Source organism: Aeromonas sp. FDAARGOS 1404 (assembly GCF_019047085.1).
GTDB lineage: Bacteria > Pseudomonadota > Gammaproteobacteria > Enterobacterales > Aeromonadaceae > Aeromonas > Aeromonas veronii.
On record NZ_CP077237.1, the window covers coordinates 1921771 to 1940994 of the forward strand.

General features: G+C 59.1%; 23 protein-coding genes. 12 read left to right on the forward strand and 11 right to left on the reverse strand.

Features of this window, described 5'->3' with window-relative positions; translation table 11 throughout:
* Positions 1-36: 36 nt before the first annotated feature.
* Positions 37-1131, reverse strand: coding sequence for a cell division protein ZapE (gene zapE, locus I6L34_RS08905; protein WP_139400286.1), 1095 nt, complete (start codon positions 1129-1131; stop codon positions 37-39).
* A 140-nt stretch (positions 1132-1271) separates the two neighbouring features.
* On the opposite strand from zapE, the gene I6L34_RS08910 reads away from it, so the two are divergent.
* The 12 genes from I6L34_RS08910 (at position 1272) to I6L34_RS08965 (ending at position 12184) form a co-directional block, all read left to right on the forward strand.
* On the forward strand, positions 1272-1652 hold the full coding sequence (locus I6L34_RS08910; RefSeq protein ID WP_005355138.1) for a YhcB family protein: 381 nt from the start codon (positions 1272-1274) through the stop codon (positions 1650-1652).
* Between the two features lie 81 nt (positions 1653-1733).
* A complete protein-coding gene (locus I6L34_RS08915) occupies positions 1734-3095 on the forward strand; it encodes a Do family serine endopeptidase (RefSeq protein ID WP_005336295.1) in 1362 nt (453 codons plus the stop codon).
* Between the two features lie 109 nt (positions 3096-3204).
* Entirely contained in the window at positions 3205-4329 is a 1125-nt protein-coding gene (degS, locus tag I6L34_RS08920; protein WP_075115826.1) for an outer membrane-stress sensor serine endopeptidase DegS, read from the forward strand.
* A 305-nt stretch (positions 4330-4634) separates the two neighbouring features.
* A complete protein-coding gene (locus I6L34_RS08925; protein ID WP_075115825.1) occupies positions 4635-4994 on the forward strand; it encodes a transcriptional regulator in 360 nt (119 codons plus the stop codon).
* 17 nt (positions 4995-5011) lie between these two features.
* Positions 5012-5377: an SFCGS family glycine-rich protein gene (locus I6L34_RS08930; RefSeq protein ID WP_005355141.1), complete on the forward strand. Its 366-nt coding sequence runs from the start codon at positions 5012-5014 to the stop codon at positions 5375-5377.
* Positions 5377-5673 (forward strand): DUF4312 family protein, encoded by a 297-nt coding sequence (locus tag I6L34_RS08935; protein ID WP_019444839.1) that lies wholly within the window; start codon positions 5377-5379, stop codon positions 5671-5673. The genes I6L34_RS08930 and I6L34_RS08935 overlap by 1 nt, the downstream gene beginning before the upstream one ends.
* A 39-nt stretch (positions 5674-5712) precedes the next feature.
* Positions 5713-6489, forward strand: a complete 777-nt coding sequence (locus I6L34_RS08940; RefSeq protein WP_005341754.1) for a DUF4311 domain-containing protein — start codon at positions 5713-5715, stop codon at positions 6487-6489.
* An 11-nt stretch (positions 6490-6500) separates the two neighbouring features.
* Positions 6501-7151, forward strand: coding sequence for a DUF4310 family protein (locus tag I6L34_RS08945; protein ID WP_005355144.1), 651 nt, complete (start codon positions 6501-6503; stop codon positions 7149-7151).
* Between the two features lie 42 nt (positions 7152-7193).
* Positions 7194-8333, forward strand: coding sequence for an amidohydrolase/deacetylase family metallohydrolase (locus I6L34_RS08950; RefSeq protein WP_058058619.1), 1140 nt, complete (start codon positions 7194-7196; stop codon positions 8331-8333).
* Positions 8317-9432, forward strand: a complete 1116-nt coding sequence (locus I6L34_RS08955; protein ID WP_111899813.1) for a DgaE family pyridoxal phosphate-dependent ammonia lyase — start codon at positions 8317-8319, stop codon at positions 9430-9432. Before I6L34_RS08950 ends, I6L34_RS08955 begins: the two co-directional genes overlap by 17 nt.
* On the forward strand, positions 9432-10172 hold the full coding sequence (locus I6L34_RS08960; RefSeq protein ID WP_058058617.1) for a KDGP aldolase family protein: 741 nt from the start codon (positions 9432-9434) through the stop codon (positions 10170-10172). The genes I6L34_RS08955 and I6L34_RS08960 overlap by 1 nt, the downstream gene beginning before the upstream one ends.
* Before the next feature lie 107 nt (positions 10173-10279).
* The gene (locus tag I6L34_RS08965; RefSeq protein WP_058057522.1) at positions 10280-12184 is read left to right on the forward strand and encodes a transcription antiterminator; all 1905 of its coding nucleotides are present in this window, start codon (positions 10280-10282) and stop codon (positions 12182-12184) included.
* Positions 12185-12201: 17 nt separating this feature from the next.
* Here I6L34_RS08965 and npr read toward each other — a convergent pair whose 3' ends face one another.
* From npr to I6L34_RS09015, 10 genes are all read right to left on the reverse strand, one after another.
* On the reverse strand, positions 12202-12474 hold the full coding sequence (npr, locus tag I6L34_RS08970; RefSeq protein ID WP_005336318.1) for a PTS phosphocarrier protein NPr: 273 nt from the start codon (positions 12472-12474) through the stop codon (positions 12202-12204).
* Between the two features lie 20 nt (positions 12475-12494).
* The gene (gene rapZ / locus I6L34_RS08975) at positions 12495-13361 is read right to left on the reverse strand and encodes an RNase adapter RapZ (RefSeq protein ID WP_005356665.1); all 867 of its coding nucleotides are present in this window, start codon (positions 13359-13361) and stop codon (positions 12495-12497) included.
* A 45-nt stretch (positions 13362-13406) separates the two neighbouring features.
* On the reverse strand, positions 13407-13853 hold the full coding sequence (ptsN, locus tag I6L34_RS08980) for a PTS IIA-like nitrogen regulatory protein PtsN (RefSeq protein WP_005336322.1): 447 nt from the start codon (positions 13851-13853) through the stop codon (positions 13407-13409).
* Positions 13854-13855: 2 nt separating this feature from the next.
* On the reverse strand, positions 13856-14143 hold the full coding sequence (gene hpf / locus I6L34_RS08985) for a ribosome hibernation promoting factor (protein WP_005336323.1): 288 nt from the start codon (positions 14141-14143) through the stop codon (positions 13856-13858).
* 20 nt (positions 14144-14163) lie between these two features.
* Positions 14164-15603: an RNA polymerase factor sigma-54 gene (locus I6L34_RS08990; protein WP_005336331.1), complete on the reverse strand. Its 1440-nt coding sequence runs from the start codon at positions 15601-15603 to the stop codon at positions 14164-14166.
* Between the two features lie 65 nt (positions 15604-15668).
* Complete coding sequence (gene lptB / locus I6L34_RS08995; RefSeq protein ID WP_058057521.1) at positions 15669-16394, reverse strand: LPS export ABC transporter ATP-binding protein; 726 nt, start codon at positions 16392-16394, stop codon at positions 15669-15671.
* A 3-nt stretch (positions 16395-16397) separates the two neighbouring features.
* Entirely contained in the window at positions 16398-16925 is a 528-nt protein-coding gene (gene lptA, locus I6L34_RS09000; RefSeq protein WP_040068817.1) for a lipopolysaccharide transport periplasmic protein LptA, read from the reverse strand.
* Complete coding sequence (gene lptC / locus I6L34_RS09005) at positions 16912-17472, reverse strand: LPS export ABC transporter periplasmic protein LptC (RefSeq protein ID WP_005336338.1); 561 nt, start codon at positions 17470-17472, stop codon at positions 16912-16914. Before lptC ends, lptA begins: the two co-directional genes overlap by 14 nt.
* A complete protein-coding gene (kdsC, locus tag I6L34_RS09010; protein ID WP_075115821.1) occupies positions 17469-18023 on the reverse strand; it encodes a 3-deoxy-manno-octulosonate-8-phosphatase KdsC in 555 nt (184 codons plus the stop codon). Before kdsC ends, lptC begins: the two co-directional genes overlap by 4 nt.
* Positions 18023-19018, reverse strand: a complete 996-nt coding sequence (locus I6L34_RS09015) for a KpsF/GutQ family sugar-phosphate isomerase (RefSeq protein ID WP_058058615.1) — start codon at positions 19016-19018, stop codon at positions 18023-18025. Before I6L34_RS09015 ends, kdsC begins: the two co-directional genes overlap by 1 nt.
* Between the last annotated feature and the right edge of the window lie 206 nt (positions 19019-19224).

Here is a 19224-nt window from a genome sequence, read left to right on the forward strand (position 1 = left end):
CAGATGCCCATCCGACTGGCAGGCGCGGTATTGTGACTAAGGAAGGTGCACTCTGGCAAGGTATTCGTGCGATTGCATTTCCTGAAGCCGCGAAAGACAGCGTTTGAATTCAAAATTCAGCAGCCCTTCGCCGTAGAGTTCTGTCATGGGAACCGCCGCCGACATGATGAGTTTGACGTGCCGTTCGTAGAACTCATCGACCATGGCAATGAAGCGGCGAGCCGCGTCATCCGTGCCTGTGCCCATTGGCTGAACATTCGCCAGCAGAACGGTATGGAACAGCCTGGCCAGCTCGATATAGTCGTTCTGGGAGCGGGGAGTACAGCAAAGTTGCTCAAATTCCATGTAGAGCACCCCTTCCCCCATCCCGAGCGACGCCAGCTGACGATGATTGACCTCGAACGCCCCCTCGCAAGCCGTGTGCCCACCGGTTAATTGCTGAAAATAGTGGTCAAGATTGGCTTTTGCCTGCAAGTCCAGCGGGCAGTGATAAATCTCGGCTTGTTCCAGCGTACGCAGGCGATAGTCGATACCGCCATCCACGTTAAGTACCTCGCAATGGCGCTCGATAAGCTCGATAGCTGGCAGAAAACGGGCTCGCTGCAGCCCGTTGCGATAAAGATCCTGCGGCGGAATATTTGAAGTAGCAACCAGCACGACACCGTGACCAAACAGCTCCTGGAACAGCGTACCCAGCAGCATGGCGTCGGTGATGTCGGAGACAAAAAATTCGTCGAAACAGATGATGTCTGTTTCACTGGCAAGCTTGCTGGCCACCAGCTTGAGGGGATCGGATTGCCCGCTAAGCCCCTGCAGCTCATCGTGAATGCGGTGCATGAAGCGGTGGAAATGGCTGCGCATCTTGCGCGTCCCCGGCAGGCTGTCGAAAAAAGTATCCATCAGCCAGGTCTTGCCTCGGCCCACTCCGCCCCACATATAGATACCGAGGACAGGCTCCGGCGGCTTGGGCTTTTGCAGCCAACCCAGCAGCCCTCGAGATCTGGTCGGAGTCGGGCGCCGTAGCAAATCCTGATACAGTCGCTCCAGCCTGCTAATGGCCATCCCCTGCGCGGGGTCGGCCACAAAGCCGGGGCGCAGCAGATCCTGCTGGTATTTTTGCTGCGGTGTCATCCTTGAGCGCCTCTCCAAGTCCCTGAATCGAGGACAAAATGGTATCACGGCCTCAGGACGCACGGTATAGTGCCATCAAGGCATGGCGGTTATGACGACCGCATAAACCCACTCTGTTTTAGCTGTAACAAGGAGCATCTATGAGTCTGTTAACTGGGATCCTGCTGGCTGTCGCGGCCTTGATTATCGGTGTCGTTCTCGGCCGTTTTTCGGTACGTAGCCGCGATGCTGGCCGTCTGGAACAGGAACTGAAGAAGGCCCACAAGGAGCTCGAGAGTTATCAGGGCCAGATCAACACCCACTTCGCCGACAGTGCCGCCCTGATGGAGCAACTGGCCGAGCAGTATCAGACCCTCTATCGCCACATGGCCGAGCAGAGCAAATTCCTGGCCAAGGCGCAGGAACCGCTGTTCCGCGAATCATTGGTAGAAGAAGCCCCTGCCAATGTGGCAGAAGAGCCGGGCGTTCCGCCTCGCGACTATGCTGGCGCCTCTTCCGGACTGCTCAAGCAACCAAACTAGTTCCTCGCGGAACTAATTGGCCAGTCCCGTGGTCTGACCTTGACGATTGCAATGCAACTTTTTCTGGGAGCTGTTTTTCATATGCGTAAACCTCTTTCCATGCTCAGTGTGCTAGCCCTCAGTGTCGGTATCGCCATGTCTGCGGCCCCTGCTCAGGCTGCACTGCCTTCCCTGTTAGGTTCAAATCAGGAGATGCCAAGCCTGGCGCCTGTTCTCGAACAGGTCACACCGGCGGTGGTCAATATCTCGGTTTCTGGCAAAAAAATTACCCGTCAGCGTCTGCCGGAACAGTTCAAGTTCTTCTTCGGCCCCAACATGCCCGATGAACAGGTGAGCGAGCAGCCGTTCCAGGCGCTCGGCTCCGGTGTCATCGTCGATGCCAAGAAGGGTTATGTGATCACCAACGCCCACGTTGTGCACGAGGCGGACGAGATCAAGGTCAACCTGAAGGATGGTCGTGAGTATGCGGCCAAGAAGATCGGTGAAGACAAGCAGTCCGACATCGCCCTGCTGCAAATCAAGGCCGAGGATCTGGTACAGATCAAGTTCGCCGACTCCGACGAGCTGCGGGTGGGTGACTATGCGCTGGCCATCGGCAACCCGTTTGGTCTGGGTCAGACCGTCACCTCCGGTATCGTCAGTGCGCTGGGTCGTAGCGGCCTCAACATCGAGAATCTGGAGAACTTCATCCAGACCGATGCGGCCATCAACTCCGGTAACTCCGGCGGAGCCCTGCTCAACTTGCGTGGCGAGCTGATCGGTATCAACACCGCGATTCTGGGCCCGAACGGCGGCAACATCGGCATCGGCTTTGCCATCCCCTCCAACATGGTACGGGATCTGACCGAGCAGATCGTCAAGTACGGTGAAGTGCGTCGCGGCCAGCTGGGTATTACCGGCACCGAGCTCACCTCCGACATCGCCAAAACCTTCGGTTACAACAAGAAGGATGGTGCCTTCGTCAATCAGGTCATGCCTGATTCGGCGGCCGACAAGGCGGGCATCAAGGCCGGCGATATCATCGTCAGCATCGATGGCAAACCGGTTCGCTCCTTCGGCGAACTGCGCGCCAAGATTGCCACCATGGGCGCTGGCAAACAGGTCGAACTGGGGCTGATCCGCGATGGCAAGTCACAAACTGCCAAAGTGACCCTGAAGCAGGCCGATGACAGTGAAGTACGCGCCAGCGCGCTGCATCCGGCACTGGAAGGGGCCAAGCTGAGCACCACCACCGACCCGGTCTCCGGTGTCGCGGTGGCCGATATTGATCCTCGCTCTCCGGCAGCCGCTTCCGGCCTGCAGAAGGGTGACATCATCATCGGGGTCAACCGCCTGCGCATCAACACCCTGGGCGAGCTGACCAAGGCGCTCAAGAACAAGCCTGACGTGCTGGCGCTCAACATCCAGCGTGGCGACTCCTCGCTCTATCTGGTGATCCGCTAACACCCAGATTTTTCGCCACTCCCTCTATCACCCGCGGCTTTCACCGCGGGTGATTTTTATCCATCGATAGTGTTATTCTCTGCGCGCAGCCTGTACGGATGAGAATGACATGAAAATCCCCCCTTTAGTCAGTTACTTGGGCAAGTCTGTCGGTTTTGGATTGACCGTCGCGGCGCTGCTGTTGCTGCTGTTTCCCCATTTTCGCGGTGGTGCCCAACTGCCCGGCATCATCACCAATGCCCGTGAACTGAGTTTCTCCTATGCCGCCCATCGGGCAGGCCCCGCCGTCGTCAACATCTACACCCGCAGCTTTGCCCCCAATCAGGGCAATCAGGGGGAACTGCGCCCGCAAGGGCTGGGTTCCGGCGTCATCATGAACCAGCGCGGCTATGTCCTGACCAACTACCACGTCATCGCCGATGCTGACCAGATCATCGTCGCGTTGCAGGATGGTCGGGTCTTCAGTGCCGAGCTGGTCGGAACCGATCAGCTCACCGACCTCGCCGTGCTCTATATCGAGTCAGACAACCTGCCGGTGATCCCGCAGGATCCCGAGCGGCTACCAGAAGTGGGGGATGTGGTGCTCGCCATCGGCAACCCCTACAACGTCGGCCAGACCATCACCCAGGGCATCATCAGTGCGACCGGCCGTACCGGCCTCTCCAGCATGGGGCCCGACAGCAATGGCCGTCAGGATCTGCTGCAGACCGATGCCGCCATCAACGAGGGCAACTCGGGTGGCGCGCTGGTCAACGGCCGTGGCGATCTGGTGGGGATCAACACCGCCACCTATCACCTCAACGGCAATCAGGAGAGCTACGGCATCAGCTTCGCCATCCCCTACCGGCTGGCAAAACGGATCATGGATGAGCTGATCGCCAACGGCCGGGTGATCCGCGGCTACCTCGGGATCTCCAGTGTCGAGATCAACCCCATAGTCGCGCGGATGATGAACCTCGGCGACCTGCGTGGTCTGGTGGTGGAAAGTCTGGATCCCAACGGCCCGGCGGCCAAAGGCGGCCTGCAGCGAGGGGATGTGCTGCTCAAGATCAACGGAGATGCCATCAGTGGCGTACGCAGCGCCATGGACAAGATTGTCGAGAGCCGCCCCGGCACCAAGCTAACCATCTCGGTATTCCGCTCCGGCAAGCCGCTGGAAGTGGTGGTCACCATAGAGGAAGACCTGCGCTATCAGCAGAGAACAGCCAGCTCGAGCGCCGCATCGGCCAGCTAGTTGTTATGAGAAGGGCGGGAAACCGCCCTTTTCCACATCAGTCCCCTCGGCAACGTCTCTTACCGTGAGATGACTCACAGTTTCCCGCAACGCTTGCCCTGCCCCCGCCCCCCGATTTGTGCGCTACCGATCACACAAAACCGGTCCCAATAAGCACTCGTTTTGTCTTTTCAGTATCCAAACGCTCACTTTGGGGCCATTTCCTCAGGAATTTCCGCTTCGAATCGGAAAAACACTGCCTCCTCCACATCGACGCGCAGGCTTAGGGTAACGCCATACCTTCTGCCAGCCTTGGAGAGCAGACATTGCAAACAGAGACTCACGACCAGACCCTGACCCCGAACAGCCCTGAGTTGCTGCGCCAGACCGATCATATCCTCGCGCGCATTTATCCCCTGCTGGCCGAACAGGGCATCATCCCCAACGAGGTGCAACGGCAGATGCTGGCCTCCCATGTCAAAGCCATGGTGTGGCGCTCCCACAGCGGCGAGCCCCTGCCAGAGGTTGACCTCAGCCTGTTTGAAGAAATCTCCCCCCTCTCACTGCGTCTCGCCGAACAGGTCGTCAGCTGGCTGGACCAGCTTGCTTATGAGGAGGCACACCTCTTGTCCGTCCATTTTGAAGTCGCCAAAGAAAACGAACTCAGCTCGGTGCAGAACCAGTAACTCAAGGAGAAATCGATATGACAGCCATCAAACTCGTAATCGGAGATCGTCTCGGCAAGGGTCAGAAAGTGGGTGCAGGCGCGGAAGCTGCCGGGGCCAACGTGACCATCATCCCAGGCATGGCCGCTGACATGAAGCTCGGCGACGTGATGAACAAGGAGCAGGCGGATCTCGGCATCTCCTTCTGCGGCAGCGGCGGCGCCGGGGCGATCACCGCCCAGACCAAATACGGCTACAAGTGCCGCTACGGCATGCGCTCTGTTGAAGAGGGCGTCACCGCCATTAACGAAGGGTGCGTGGTGCTGGGCTTCGGTTTCATGGACAAGGAAGAGCTGGGCCAGAAGCTGGTCGAAGCCTTCGCCAAGAAGCACGGACGCGCCTGATGAAAGAGAACTTCACCACCCAGGTCATCGTCAACGGCAAGGGGACTACACGCCAACAGGCGTTTGCCTCCGCCCTCAGCCAGGTGCAACCCACACTGCTCAAGGACAACCAGCAGGTACTGCTGCGCATTGAGCCGGTCGATGTACAGGTGCTCAAAGCCGAGGAGTCGGTCCGGGTGGAGAAGTTCCTGTTCTTCTTCCTGCCGCGCCAGCGCCGCGAATACCGCGTCCAGCTGGAGATCAAGGTTCAGGTCACCAGTCTGGATGTCGCCAAGGTGACATTCACCCAGGTGTGATGCCTGCGCAGGCACAACCCCACAAGAAGGATACGTTGGATGTTTCTAATCATTTTTATCAAGTCACTCATCATTGGCGGCCTGGTTGGCGTCGGGGTGGGGGCCGGCGCGGCGCGGATGTTCCACGCCCCGACCGTACAGGGCATGGGTGCCTTCCGCACCCTGGGCGAACTTAACTCCTGTGAAGGGGATCCCGCTTCCCACTTCTCGTTTGGTCTGGGCTTCTTCTTCAACGCCTGGGCCTCGACCGTGGCGGCAGGCGCCTTCACCCAGGATGTGGATCACCGCATCATCCCGCACTGGGCCACGGCGGCACTGCTGTTCAAAAATCGGGATCTCGCCACCACTCTGCACGACCCGAAAAAGATGGCCATCGCTGGCGGCATCATAGGTGCCATCGTGGTCGCCTTCCTCAACAGTACGGCGGCTGCCGTCCCGGCCGCCCTGCAGGTCACTGCGGTCAAGGTGCTGGTACCGGCCGCCAACCTGCTGGTCAACACCGTCATGCCGGTGATCTTCTGGCTAGCTGCCATCGAGGCGGGCAAGAAATCCGGTTTCTGGGCCACCATCTTCGGCGGTCTGGCACAGCTCATCATGGGCAACGCGGTACCGGGCCTGGTGCTCGGCATCCTGATCGGCAAGGGCGTGGAAGAGAGCGGCTGGAACCATGTCACCAAGGTGATGATGGCGGCCATCGTCCTGCTGTTCGTGCTGAGCGGCTTCTTCCGCGGCTTCGACATGAAACTGATTGAGTCCTTCCATATGGGTGTCCCCCTGTGGCTGGAAAACGTCCATAACCTGCTGAGCGGCAAATAAGGGGTCACACCATGGATGAGAAACTGAAAAACAACTTCTGGTATGCCGACTGGTCATTCCCCATCTTCGTCGGCCTGCTCTCGGCCGGGGTCTTTGCCGGTACCCACATGTTCTATCTGTACGGGGTCGGTGCCTTCAACGAGGTAGCCTTCGTCGCCATGCTGAAAGCCGGAATGGACACGGGAGCCTACGGCGCGGTAGCCGCGTTCGGTGCCAGCTTCCTGTTCGCCCGCATCATCGAGGGATCCCTGGTGGGGATCCTGGATATCGGCGGTGCCATCCAGACCGGGGTCGGTCTCGGAGTGCCAGCCCTGCTGCTGGGAGCCGGCATCGTCTATCCGGTGGAAAACTTCGGCGCCTCGCTGGCAACCGGCATGGGGATTGGTCTGGCCATCGGCTACGTCATCATTCTGGCGCGCAAGTTCACCATCAACCAGAGCAACTCCACTTACGGTGCTGACGTGATGATGGGTGCTGGCAACAGCTCTGGCCGCTTCCTCGGCCCTCTCATCATCCTCTCTGCCATGGGCGCTTCCATCCCCATCGGTATCGGTTCCCTGCTGGGTGCCCTGCTGTTCTACGTGTGGGGCAAACCCATCACCGGCGGTGCCATCCTGGGAGCCATGCTGCTGGGTACCTTCTTCCCGGTCGCCCTTGTGTAAGTACCAGCCGCCCTGCGGGGCGGCTCGCCAGAGGTTCTCAGCATGTACGACATCATCATCAAAGCGGGGCGCCAGGGAGATGGCCAGCTCGTCGATATCGCCATCAGGGAGGGCAAAATCGCCGCCATCGGCTCCCTGCCGGAGACGGCAGCGGCGCGGCAGACCCTGGATCTCGGCGGCCGGGTGCATGTGAGCGCTGGCTGGATCGATGGCCACACCCACTGCTACCCCGCCTCCCCGATCTATCACGATGAACCGGACAAGGTGGGCGTAGAGTCCGGCGTCACCACCGTCATCGACGCCGGCAGCACCGGAGCCGACGATGTGGATGACTTCCAGCAGATCGCTGCGGGCTGCAAGACCCGGGTGCATGCCCTGCTCAACATCTCCCGCATCGGTCTGCTACGCCAGAACGAGCTGGCGGATAGCCGGGATCTCGATATGGATCTCGCCTCTGCAGCCATTCGCCGCCACCGCGACTTTATCGTCGGCATCAAGGCGCGGATGAGCGGTAGCGTGGTAGGTGAGAACGGCCTGCAACCGCTGCGCATGGCCAAGGCGCTGCAACAGGCCCACGGCCAGCTGCCGCTGATGGTGCACGTGGGTAACACGCCGCCGGATCTGGACGAGATAGTCGCTCTGCTGGGGGATGGCGATCTGCTGACCCACTGCTTCAACGGCAAACCGAACCGCATCCTGACTCCGGCTGGCGAGCTGCGTCAGGCTGTGCGCGAGGCGATGCAGCGGGGCCTGTTGCTCGACATCGGCCACGGCGGTGCCAGCTTCAGCTTCGAGGTAGCGGAGCTGGCTATCCGACAGGGGATCCTGCCCCGCACCATCAGCTCCGACATCTACTGCAAGAACCGCATCAAGGGGCCGGTCTACAGTCTGGCTCACGTGATGTCGAAGTTTCTCGCCATCGGCATGACGCTGGAACAGGTGCTCGCCTGCGTCACCCATCAGGCCGCTGATGCCCTGCACCTTTCCGGCAAGGGGCGGCTTGAGGTAGGCGCCGATGCCGATCTGACCCTGTTCGAGGTCGCCAGCGGCCCGACCCTGTTTATGGATACCGAAGCCCAGTCCCGCAGCGGTGACCAACAACTGCAGCCCCTCGCCGCCCTGGTCGGTGGCGAACTGGTTCTGACTCACTATGGGAAATCACACCATGCCTTCTGTTTATGAGAAATATCAGCTCAAACCTGTGATCAACGCCTCCGGGCGCATGACCATACTCGGCGTCTCCACCCCCGAGCAGGAGGTGGTCGATGCGGTCAATTTTGGCCTGGGCCACTACTTCGAGGTCAAGGATCTGGTCAACAAGACCGGCGCCTATCTGGCTGGTTTACTGGATGTGGAAGATGCGGTGGTGGTCTCCTGCGCCAGCGCCGGCATCGCCCAGTCAGTCGCCGCCATGATAGTGCGCGGCGATCCCTATCGCCTCGAGTACCTGCATACTCATCACCATGAGGTGCCGAGTGAAATCGTGCTGCCCAAGGGGCATAACGTCAACTTCGGCGCCCCGGTCGGTACCATGGTCAATCTGGGTGGCGGCAAAGTAGTGGAAGCCGGTTACGCCAACGAGTGCACCCCTTCCCAGCTGGCCGCTGCCATCAATGCCAACACAGCAGCCATCCTCTACATCAAATCCCACCACTGCGTACAGAAGAGCATTCTGTCGGTGGCAGAGGCCGCCGAGGTCGCCAAGACCCACGGGCTCCCGCTCATCGTCGATGCGGCTGCTGAAGAGGATCTGCGCCTCTACTACAACCAGGGAGCGGATCTGGTCATCTACAGCGGCGCCAAGGCCATTGAAGGGCCCACCAGCGGGCTGGTGCTCGGCAAGCGTCAGTACGTGGAGTGGGTCAAACAGCAGGCCAATGGCATCGGTCGCGCCATGAAAGTGGGCAAGGAGGGGATCCTCGGCCTGACCCACGCCATCGAGCGCTATCTGGCCAAAGAGAAAGAGAGCGGCGCCGCCATGGTCGCCAAGATGAGCCCCTTCATCGAACGCCTAAACCAGCTGCCCGGCGTCACCGCCAAGGTGGTGTGGGACAGCGCAGGACGCGACATTGCCCGCACCGATATCGCCTTTGACCACCAGCAGCTCGGCATGACCACAGTGCAGGTCGTCACCCGTCTGCAACAGGGCACGCCTGCCATCTACTGCCGCGGCTACAAGGCCAACGAGGGGCATATCGAGATCGATGTGCGCAGCGTCACCGTGCCCCAGCTAGACCAAATCCACTCCGCCATTGCCAACCTCGTTCAGGAGAATCGCTGATGTCCCTTACTCCCAACTACTACCGTGATCGGGTCTGTCTCAACGTGCTGGCAGGTTCCAAAGATAATGCCGTCGAGGTGTACGACGCAGCCGAAGGCCACGTGCTGGTCGGTGTGCTCTCCAAAAACTACCCGGATATCTCCTCCGCGGTGGCCGACATGCGGGCTTACGCCAAGCTCATCGATAACGCCCTCTCCATCGGTCTGGGTGCCGGTGATCCGCGCCAATCCGCCATGGTGGCCGAGCTGGCCTGCCAGCTGCAGCCCCAGCATGTCAACCAGGTGTTCACTGGCGTTGGCGCCAGCAGGGCGCTGCTCGGCCAGTCGGAAACGCTGGTTAACGGCCTGATCTCCCCCACCGGCATGCCGGGCATGGTGAAGATCTCCACCGGCCCGCTCAGCGCCGGACAGCCGGACGGGATTGTCCCCATCGATACCGCCATCGCCCTGCTCAAGGACATGGGTGGCAGCTCGGTCAAGTTCTTCCCCATGGGCGGGCTGGCCTGCCGAGACGAGTATCAGGCGGTGGCCGAGGCTTGTGCCCGCCACGGCTTCTGGCTGGAGCCGACTGGCGGCATCGATCTGGAGAACTTCGAGGAGATAGTGCGGATTGCGCTGGATGCCGGGGTCGAGAAGGTGATCCCCCACGTCTACAGCTCCATCATCGACAGCGCGAGCGGTCAGACCCGTCCTGATGATGTACGGACTCTTCTGGCCATAGTGAAACGACTGTTGGCGTGATGGTAGTCACGGGCACCGGTTCAATCACTGACCGGTGCCTGGCTTGTTGATGACCCACTTGTTAACATCGACCCTTTATCTCGCAACAGGAGTCTTGCATACCCCCTATGATCAAGCTGCCACACCCCAGGCTCCATCAACTGCTGATCCAGCTCCACGCCGAACCGCTGCCACAGGAGGAGCTGGCTCGCCGCCTCAATGTCTCCACCCGCACGGTGCGCACCGATGTGGCGACCCTCAACGAACTGATTGCCACGCACGGCGCTCACCTGATCCACCAGCGTGGCAGCGGCTACCAGCTGAAAATCTACAATCAGGGACTGTTCGAGGCTCTGCTGGCCGCCCAGGGTCAGGATAGCGGCCTGCCACGCACCAGCCGAGAGCGGGTGCTGCACCTGCAGATCCTGCTATTGACGGCAGAGCAGGGGATCAAGCTCGATGAGCTGGCTGATACCTGGTATCTGAGCCGGGCGGCACTGCAGGGGGATATGGCGGAAGTCCGTGAGCAACTCAGCCACTTCAGGCTCAGCGTCGAGAGCAAACCCCGCCTGGGGATGCGCATTCAGGGGGAGGAGACGGCGATCCGGGCCTGTTTGACCCAACTGCTCTATCAGGAGTTGCTGCACAACAACCAGTTGCAAACCCTGTTGCCCAACCTTTGCCCCAGCAAGACGATGGAGGTAGTGGGCAATCATATCCATGCCCAGCTTGCCCGACATCAGCTGCGTCTCGCTGACGAGAGCCTGCAGCAGCTCGCCATCTACTGCGCAGTTGCCCTGCTGCGTCAGGCATCCGGTCACGAGTTGCGCCACTTCGCCAGCGAGGATCTGACTCTGCCGCTGCTGGCAGTATCTCGCGATATATATGCGGTATTGCCCACCCTGACGCCCCCCGTAGAGGACGAGATCGCCGGTCTCGCCATCCAGATCCAGGCGCGCCTGATTGCCGATACTCCCCAGCTCAGCCCGGCGATGGCCGCCGAGAGCGAACAGCTGGTGGAGCATCTGCTGACCTACATTCATCAACACTACCCTTACGACCTGCGAGGCGACCAACAGCTGCGGGCCGACCTGCAAACCCATATCAGCGCCATGCTGCTACGGGTCAAATACCAGATAGGCAACCACAACCCGCTGGCCGATCACATCAAGCAGTACTATCCCCTCGCCTACGACATCACGCTGGCGGCCATTTCGGAGTGGATCAAGCAGACCCCCTACCGATTGACCCACCACGAGATCGGCTATCTGGTGATCCATATCGGGGTCGGGCTGGAGCGCCATTACGATATCGGCTATACCCGCCGCCCGCAGGCGCTATTGCTTTGCGATGCGGGCAACGCCACCTTCCGGGTGCTGGAAGCACGCATCAAGCGGGAGTATCCCCAGTTGCAGCTGACCACGCTGGAGTCAGTGCGGGATTACGAAGGTCTGGCGCAGATCGCACAGGACTTTGTCATCAGTACCGTCAAGGTGAACGAAAAAAACGCTCCCGTGGTACTCGTTGCCCCCTTCCCGACCCAATACCAGCTGGAGCAGCTTGGCAAGCTGGTGCTGATCGACCGCACCCGCCCCTACATGCTCGACAAATATTTCGATGCCGACCACTTCATGGTGGTCACAGAACCCCTTACCCAGGCCGAACTGTTTGCCCGCATCTGTGATCAGCTGGAGGCGGAAGATCTGGTGGAGAGCGGCTTCAGAGCCTCACTGCAGGAGCGGGAGCGGATCGTATCCACCATGTTGGGAGAAGGGATCGCCCTGCCCCACTCCCTCGGTCTGCTGGCGCGCCGCACTCTGGTTTACACCGTGCTGGCCCCGCAGGGGATTGACTGGGGGAATGGTGAAATCGCGACGCTCATCTTCGTGCTGGCCATCAGCAAGGCCGACTACGAGGAGGCGATGGGTCTCTACGACCTGTTTCTGGCACTGATGAACGAAAAAGCCAGCAGGAATCTGCTGGCTTGTCGCGATTTTGCCAGCTTCAAAGCGCTGGCGCGTACCGGTTCATAACATAAAACGAGGAGTGACTACTCCTCGTTGAAGCCGGAGGTGAACAGCTCCACCACGGCGGCCAGGGCCTCGACCTCTTCGGGCCCCTCAACCTGTACTTCCACCTGCCGCCCTTGCGCCGAATCCAGCATCAGCAGGCCGATGATGCTGTCAGCATCGGCCTCCACACCATCTTCATTGCGCAGCAGCACGTGAGCATCGAAACCCTGCACCAGCTCGAACAGCATCATGGCTGGTCTGGCATGAATACCCAGTTTGTTTTTCACTTCAACCGAGGCGGAAACAGTCATCGGGTCGTCCTATTGGTCCGTCAGGATTGGGAGGCACTCTTGTCGAGTGTGCGGTGGCGGATCTGCACGTTCTTGCCAAGCAAACGGAATGCACTGGCCAGCCGCTCTGCAATAAAGACCGAGCGGTGCTGACCGCCGGTGCAACCGATGCCGACCGTGAGGTAGCTGCGATTGTTGCGCTCCAGATGGGGCAACCAGGTCGCCAGCATATTTTCGATCTGCTGGGTAAACAGCATCACGTCAGCCTGCGCCGAGAGGTAGTTGGCGACCGGCTCATCCTTGCCGGTGAACGGCTTGAGCTCGGGGATCCAGTGCGGATTGGGCAGGAAGCGAGCATCGAACACGAAGTCGGCATCCTTGGGAATGCCGTACTTGAAGCCGAACGACTCGAACACCAGCACCAGCTCGTTCTCTTTCTTCCCAAGCACCCGGGTCTTGATGAGCTCGCTCAGGTCGTGAATGCTGAGGTTGGTGGTGTCGATACGCAGGTCAGCGGTCGAGGAGATGGGCGCCAGCAGGTGGGTCTCCTCCCGAATCGCCTCATCCAGCGACAGCTTGTTGCGTGAGAGGGGGTGCAAGCGGCGGCTCTCACCATAGCGCTTGAGCAGGGTGCCGTTGTCGGCGTCGAAGAAGAAGCTGGAGAACTCAACCCGCCCCTCATTGCGCACCTGAGCCAGCAGATTTTCCAGTTTCTCCGGATCGCTCGGCAGGTTGCGCACATCGATACTGACCGCCAGTTTGTCATACTGGCTCTCCACCGAGACAATCAGCTGGGGCAGCAGATTGACCGGCAGGTTGTCCACACAGTAGTAACCCAGATCTTCCAGCACTCGCAGGGCTACCGTTTTACCGGAGCCCGAGCGTCCACTTACCACGATTAACTGCATCTTGTTCCCTCACGCCAAAACGGGTGTCTCATCCTTGGCCTGCTGTCAGGCCGAGGTCATGATCTGATAGAGCTCTTCGTCGCTGGTTGCCTGACGCAACTGGCGGCAAACCGCCTTGTCACCCAGCTTGGAAGCCATCAGAGAAAGGGTCTTGAGATGCTGCTTGCACTCGCTTTCCGGCACCAGCAAGGCAAACAGCAGGTCAACCGGTTGATTGTCGATGGAGTCGAAAGGAATAGGGTCGGCAAAGGTCATCAGGATCGCGGTTGGCGGGAATTCATCGTCAATGCGACCGTGGGGGATCGCAATACCGGCACCGATCCCGGTACTACCCATTTTTTCGCGGGCCAGCAAGCATTCAAACAGCGCCTGACGGGAGGTGCCAAGGCGTTCGGCGGCCAGCTCGCTGATGATTTCGAGGGCGCGTTTCTTGCTGGTACAAGGGACTGCACTCTTGGTGCAGTCCCGACTCAGTATGTGTTCAAGTTGCATGGTTATTTTTTGTTTAACTTATCTTTGTGCTTGATGATCTGCCTGTCCAGCTTGTCGAGCAAGGTGTCTATCGCAGCATACATATCGGCATGTTCAGAGTTGGCAAACACTTCGCCACCGCTGACGTGCAATTTGGCTTCCGCTATCTGGTTCAGTTTTTCCACGCTAAGCACCACATGAACATTGTTGATGTGGTCGAAGTGACGCTCGAGTTTGGCAAATTTGTTATTCACATAATCACGCAGAGCTTCGGTGATCTCGACATGGTGTCCGGTCAGGTTAATTTGCATAACATCATCCTTTTGTTTGCCTAAACCAGGCGTTTGCGCTGATTGGAAGGTGGGATAAACAAGGATTCGCGATACTTAGCGATCGTGCGTCTCGCCACCATAATACCCTGTTCGGCCAGCAAATCCGCGATCTTGCTATCACTTAACGGCTTGGCAGGATTCTCTGCCGTGACCAGCTTCTTGATGAGCGCGCGAATTGCGGTCGATGAGCACTCTCCTCCTCCTTCGGTGTTCACATGGCTGGAGAAAAAAAACTTCAATTCGAAGATACCACGGGGGGTATGCATGTACTTCTGGGTCGTCACCCGGGAGATGGTCGACTCATGCATCTCTACCGCTTCGGCGATGTCATTGAGCACCATGGGCTTCATCGCCTCTTCACCATACTCGAAAAAGCCCTGTTGCTGCTCGACAATGCAACTGGCCACTTTCAGCAGGGTGTCATTGCGACTTTCCAAACTCTTGATGAACCACTTGGCTTCCTGCAAATGGGAGCGAATAAACTGGGTGTCGGTGCTGCTGCGGGCGTTGCGGGCCATGGCGGCATAGGTCTCGTTGACCCGGATGCGGGGGGCAGAGTCGGGATTGAGCTCGACCACCCACTTGCTGCCCTTCTTGACCACGGAGACGTCGGGGATCACGTACTGAGAGTCACTCTGGATGATGCCGTTGCCGGGACGCGGCTCCAGCAGCTGGATCAGATCCAGCACCTCCTTGAGGTCGCTCTCTTTGAGTTTTGTCTTGCGGGCGAGGGTGCGGTAATCCCGGTTGCCGAGCAGCTCCATGTGCTCGAGGATCACCTCCTTGGCCTCGTTGAGCCAGGGGGTCTGCGGGTCATACTGATCCAGCTGGATGAGCAAACACTCCTGCACAGAACGGGCAGCAATGCCGACCGGATCGAAGTGCTGAACCCGCTTGAGTACCGCCTCGACCTCATCGAGCTCCACCTCTACGTCATCGCTGGTAACGGCAGCCTGGATATCCTCCAGCGCAACGGTCAGATAACCGGATTCGTCGATGGCATCGATGATGGCGAGCGCGATGGCGGCATCCACATCGCTGAACGGTGTGAGCCGCATCTGCCACAGCAGATAATCCTGCAGGTTTTCGGTGGTCTCTCCCTGATAGACGCTATCTTCCCCATCGTGGATGGGGCCCGCACTTTGGGCTGTGCCGGCAGAGTAAACCTCGTCCCAGGTGGTATCCACCGGTAACTCGTCCGGCATCTGCTCCTGAGCCATGGCATCGCTGGAATCCAGCTGGCTGGCATCGACCGGCGCTTCCGGACTGGTCTCTTGCGCCTCGCTCTCTTCCTGCTCCAGCAGAGGGTTGTTTTCGAGCGCTTGCTGAATTTCCTGCTGAAGTTCCAGAGTGGAGAGCTGGAGCAGACGAATCGCTTGTTGTAATTGCGGCGTCATGGTCAGGGACTGACCGAGACGCAACTGTAATGTCGGCTTCATCTACGTCGGGATATCCTTATGTTCAGCGAGGCACTCGTCAAAGGAAATGAAGGCATGCCCCCTTACTATAGACTGAATTGATCGCCCAAATAGACGCGCTTGACCTGCTCATCGGCAAGGATGTCAGCCGGTGCACCTTCGGCAATCATCTTGCCGTGGCTGACGATATAGGCCTTCTCACATACGTCCAGAGTCTCTCTGACGTTGTGGTCGGTAATCAAGACGCCAAGACCTCTATCTTTCAGATGCTGAATGATCTTCTTGATGTCTATCACAGAAATCGGGTCAACCCCTGCAAAGGGTTCATCCAGCAGAATAAAACGCGGCTCGGCCGCCAGCGCACGGGCGATCTCGACCCGACGGCGCTCACCGCCGGAGAGGCTCTGACCCAGGTTGTCGCGAATGTGGGTGATATTGAACTCTTCCAGCAGTTGCTGAACCTTGTCCTCACGCTCCTCACGGCTCAACCCCTTGCGGGTCTGCATCACTCCCATCAGGTTGTCGAACACCGACAGGCGACGGAAGATGGAGGCCTCCTGCGGCAGGTAACCGATGCCGTTGCGCGCCCGCACATGCATGGGCTGCAGGCTGATGTCCTGATCGTCGATGGTGATGAGACCGGCATCGCGCTGCACCAGCCCCACGATCATGTAGAAGGAGGTGGTCTTGCCCGCCCCGTTGGGACCGAGCAGGCCGACAATCTGGCCAGCGCCCACTTCAAGGCTGACGTCACTCACCACCATACGGCGCTTGTAGCTCTTCTGCAGACCCACTGCTTTTAACACTGCCATGGCTTATTTTCCCTGCTTCTTCTGGTCGGCGGGCTTGTCGAAATTCTCTACCTGATCCGGCAGGAATACGGTTTTGACCCGCTGGCTCGGGCTCTTGCTCTCGGCAATCATCTTCTGTTTGACGATGTCGTAGCGGATCAGATCGCCATTGACCTGGCTATCTTCCTGCTTGAGCTGACCGTTGCCGGTGATGGTCACCAGCCGGTTCTTCAGCTCGTAGCGGATGGTATTGCCGTGGGCATTGACCGGCTTGCCGTTATCCAGGATCTGGAAGAAGGTGGCGGGCTTGCCGTAGGCAGTCATCACCTCGGCTCCTTTCTCGCCGGAACGGGTCACTACCACCTTGTCAGCCTTGATTCGGATGGTGCCCTGATTGATGGTCACGTCCTCTTCGAAGGTGATGCGGTTGTCCTGCATCTCGGCCACCTGTTTGACAGCATCGACGTAGACCTTCTCGGCAAAGTCGGACTCTTTGGCGGTCACCGCACCACACAGCAACAGGGCTGCGAGGGCCAGATTAGCGTTTTTCATTGAAATAGATGGCATGGCCTTGATCCAGTAACTCAAAATATTTGCGGTCCAGATGGCCCTTGAGGCCAACCCCTTGGGTCTGGAAATCCCGACCCAGAATGTTCACTTCCCGGTTGCTGCGCACATCCTGCGTCACCAGATCCAGCTCCAGATAGGGGGTATCCAGTGTGGAAATGAAAGAGGTGGGCAGCAGACCATCCAGATGCACCTTGTCCCGCAGGATGACGTTGTCGCCGGTGTTGAGCACGCCGGTTTCGGCGGTCACCTTCCACTCGGCGGCACCCTGATCGTCATACATGTAGACCACCGGCTTGTCGAAGGTGGCCTGCTCGAGGATTTGATAATACTCGGCGTAGGTCGACTCCAACCGCTCGGTGCGCTTGCCGTTGATATCAAAACGGGTGGTCACCAGATCTTTGGCGACAAAATCCGGCTGATAGTTTTCGATTTTGACGGCGCTCTCAGGCACCAGCTCAACCTTACCCAACTGCCAGGCAACCAGCGCGACCAGAAACAGCAGGGCAAACAACAGGGTCTGTCTGCTCATACCGAGGCCTCGGGCTGATAATCGTCGTGGCCCTGCGCCTGCAAAATGAGGTCACACACCTCGCGCACCGCGCCCATGCCACCGCCAAGCCGGGTCACCATATCGGCACGACTCAGCACCAGCGGATGGGCATCGGCCACCGCGATACCCAGGCCGCAGGAGGCCATCACCGGCAGATCGATGGTGTCATCGCCCATATAGGCAGCCTGTTCCGGGGTCAGCCCCAGCTTGGCCAGCAGCGCTTCGAAGTGAGGCAGCTTTTTATCAGCCCCCTGCACCACATGAGCCACCCCCAGGCTTTTCATCCGATCGCTTACGATACGGGAGTTGCGCCCGGTGATAATGGCGATCTCGATCCCTGCATTGAGCAGTGCTCGCATGCCCGCACCATCGCGAGTGCAGAAGGTTTTCAGCTCTTCGCCGTTGTTTCCCATGTAGATGAGGCCGTTGGAGAGCACCCCGTCCACATCGCACACCAGCAGGCGGATTTGCGCCGCCTTCTCAAACTGGCTGCGCGTCACCGGACCATAGAGGGTCGGTACGTTTTGCATCAAATTACTCCGGCTTTCAGCAGGTCGTGCATATTGAAGGCGCCGAGCGGGCGTTGCTCTTCATCCACGACCAGTAATCCGTTGATTTTTCTCGTTTCCATCAGCTTGACGGCTTCCGCAGCCATCATCTCTGGACCTACGGTAACACAGTTGGCCGTCATCACACGGCTGATGGGGGTGTGATGGATATCGATCTGCTGGTCGAGAATGCGGCGCAGGTCGCCATCGGTAAAGAGCCCGGCCAGCAGGCCATTGCCATCGACCACCGCCGTCATACCGAGCCCCTTGCGGCTCACTTCCAGCAGCGCTTGGCTGATGGTGGCATCTATCCCCACCCGGGGCAACAGCTCGCCGCTGTGCATCAGATCGCCAACCCGCAGCAACAGACGCTTGCCGAGCGATCCGCCCGGGTGAGAGAGGGCGAAGTCATCGGCGGTAAAACCGCGTGCTTCCAGCAGGGCGACCGCCAGGGCATCGCCCATGACTAAGGTTGCCGTGGTGCTGGAAGTGGGTGCCAAACCCAGCGGGCAGGCCTCTTTCTCCACCTTGATGCACAGGTGCACGTTGGCCTCTTTGGCCATGGTGGAAGCCGGATTACCGGTCATACAGATGAGCGGAATGCCGCGGCGCTTTAGTACCGGCAGCAAGGCCAGGATTTCGTCGCTCTCGCCGGAGTTGGAGATGGCGATGATAAGGTCACCGCTGGAGATCATCCCCAGATCACCGTGACTCGCTTCTCCCGGGTGAAGGAAGAAGGCCGGTGTGCCGGTGCTGGCGAGGGTAGCGGCGATCTTGCTGCCGATATGGCCCGATTTGCCCATGCCGGTGACCACTATCTTGCCACCGCAGCGCAGCACCATCTCGCACGCCTTGTCGAAGGCGTCGTTCAGATACTGATAGAGTCCATCAATGGCTTGCTTTTCTGTGTCCAGCACCGCGCGGGCACTGCGACGAAAATCGAACAGTTCAGACACTTTCTCAGGCTTTACAGACATAAAGACACAGCTCCGGGCCGAAATTAGCTGCGGGATTATAAAAAAGTCTGCCCGGATAAGCGAATCGGATGGCAAGTCCCGCTCTCAATGACGCACTTTGTTACAGAAAACTGTCGTGCAAATGGGCTTGCAGCCTGTTCAATAGTTGTTCCTTGCTGTTGCTTAGACCTAGACTACCCCATAAAATTCGCACCTCATTTACACCG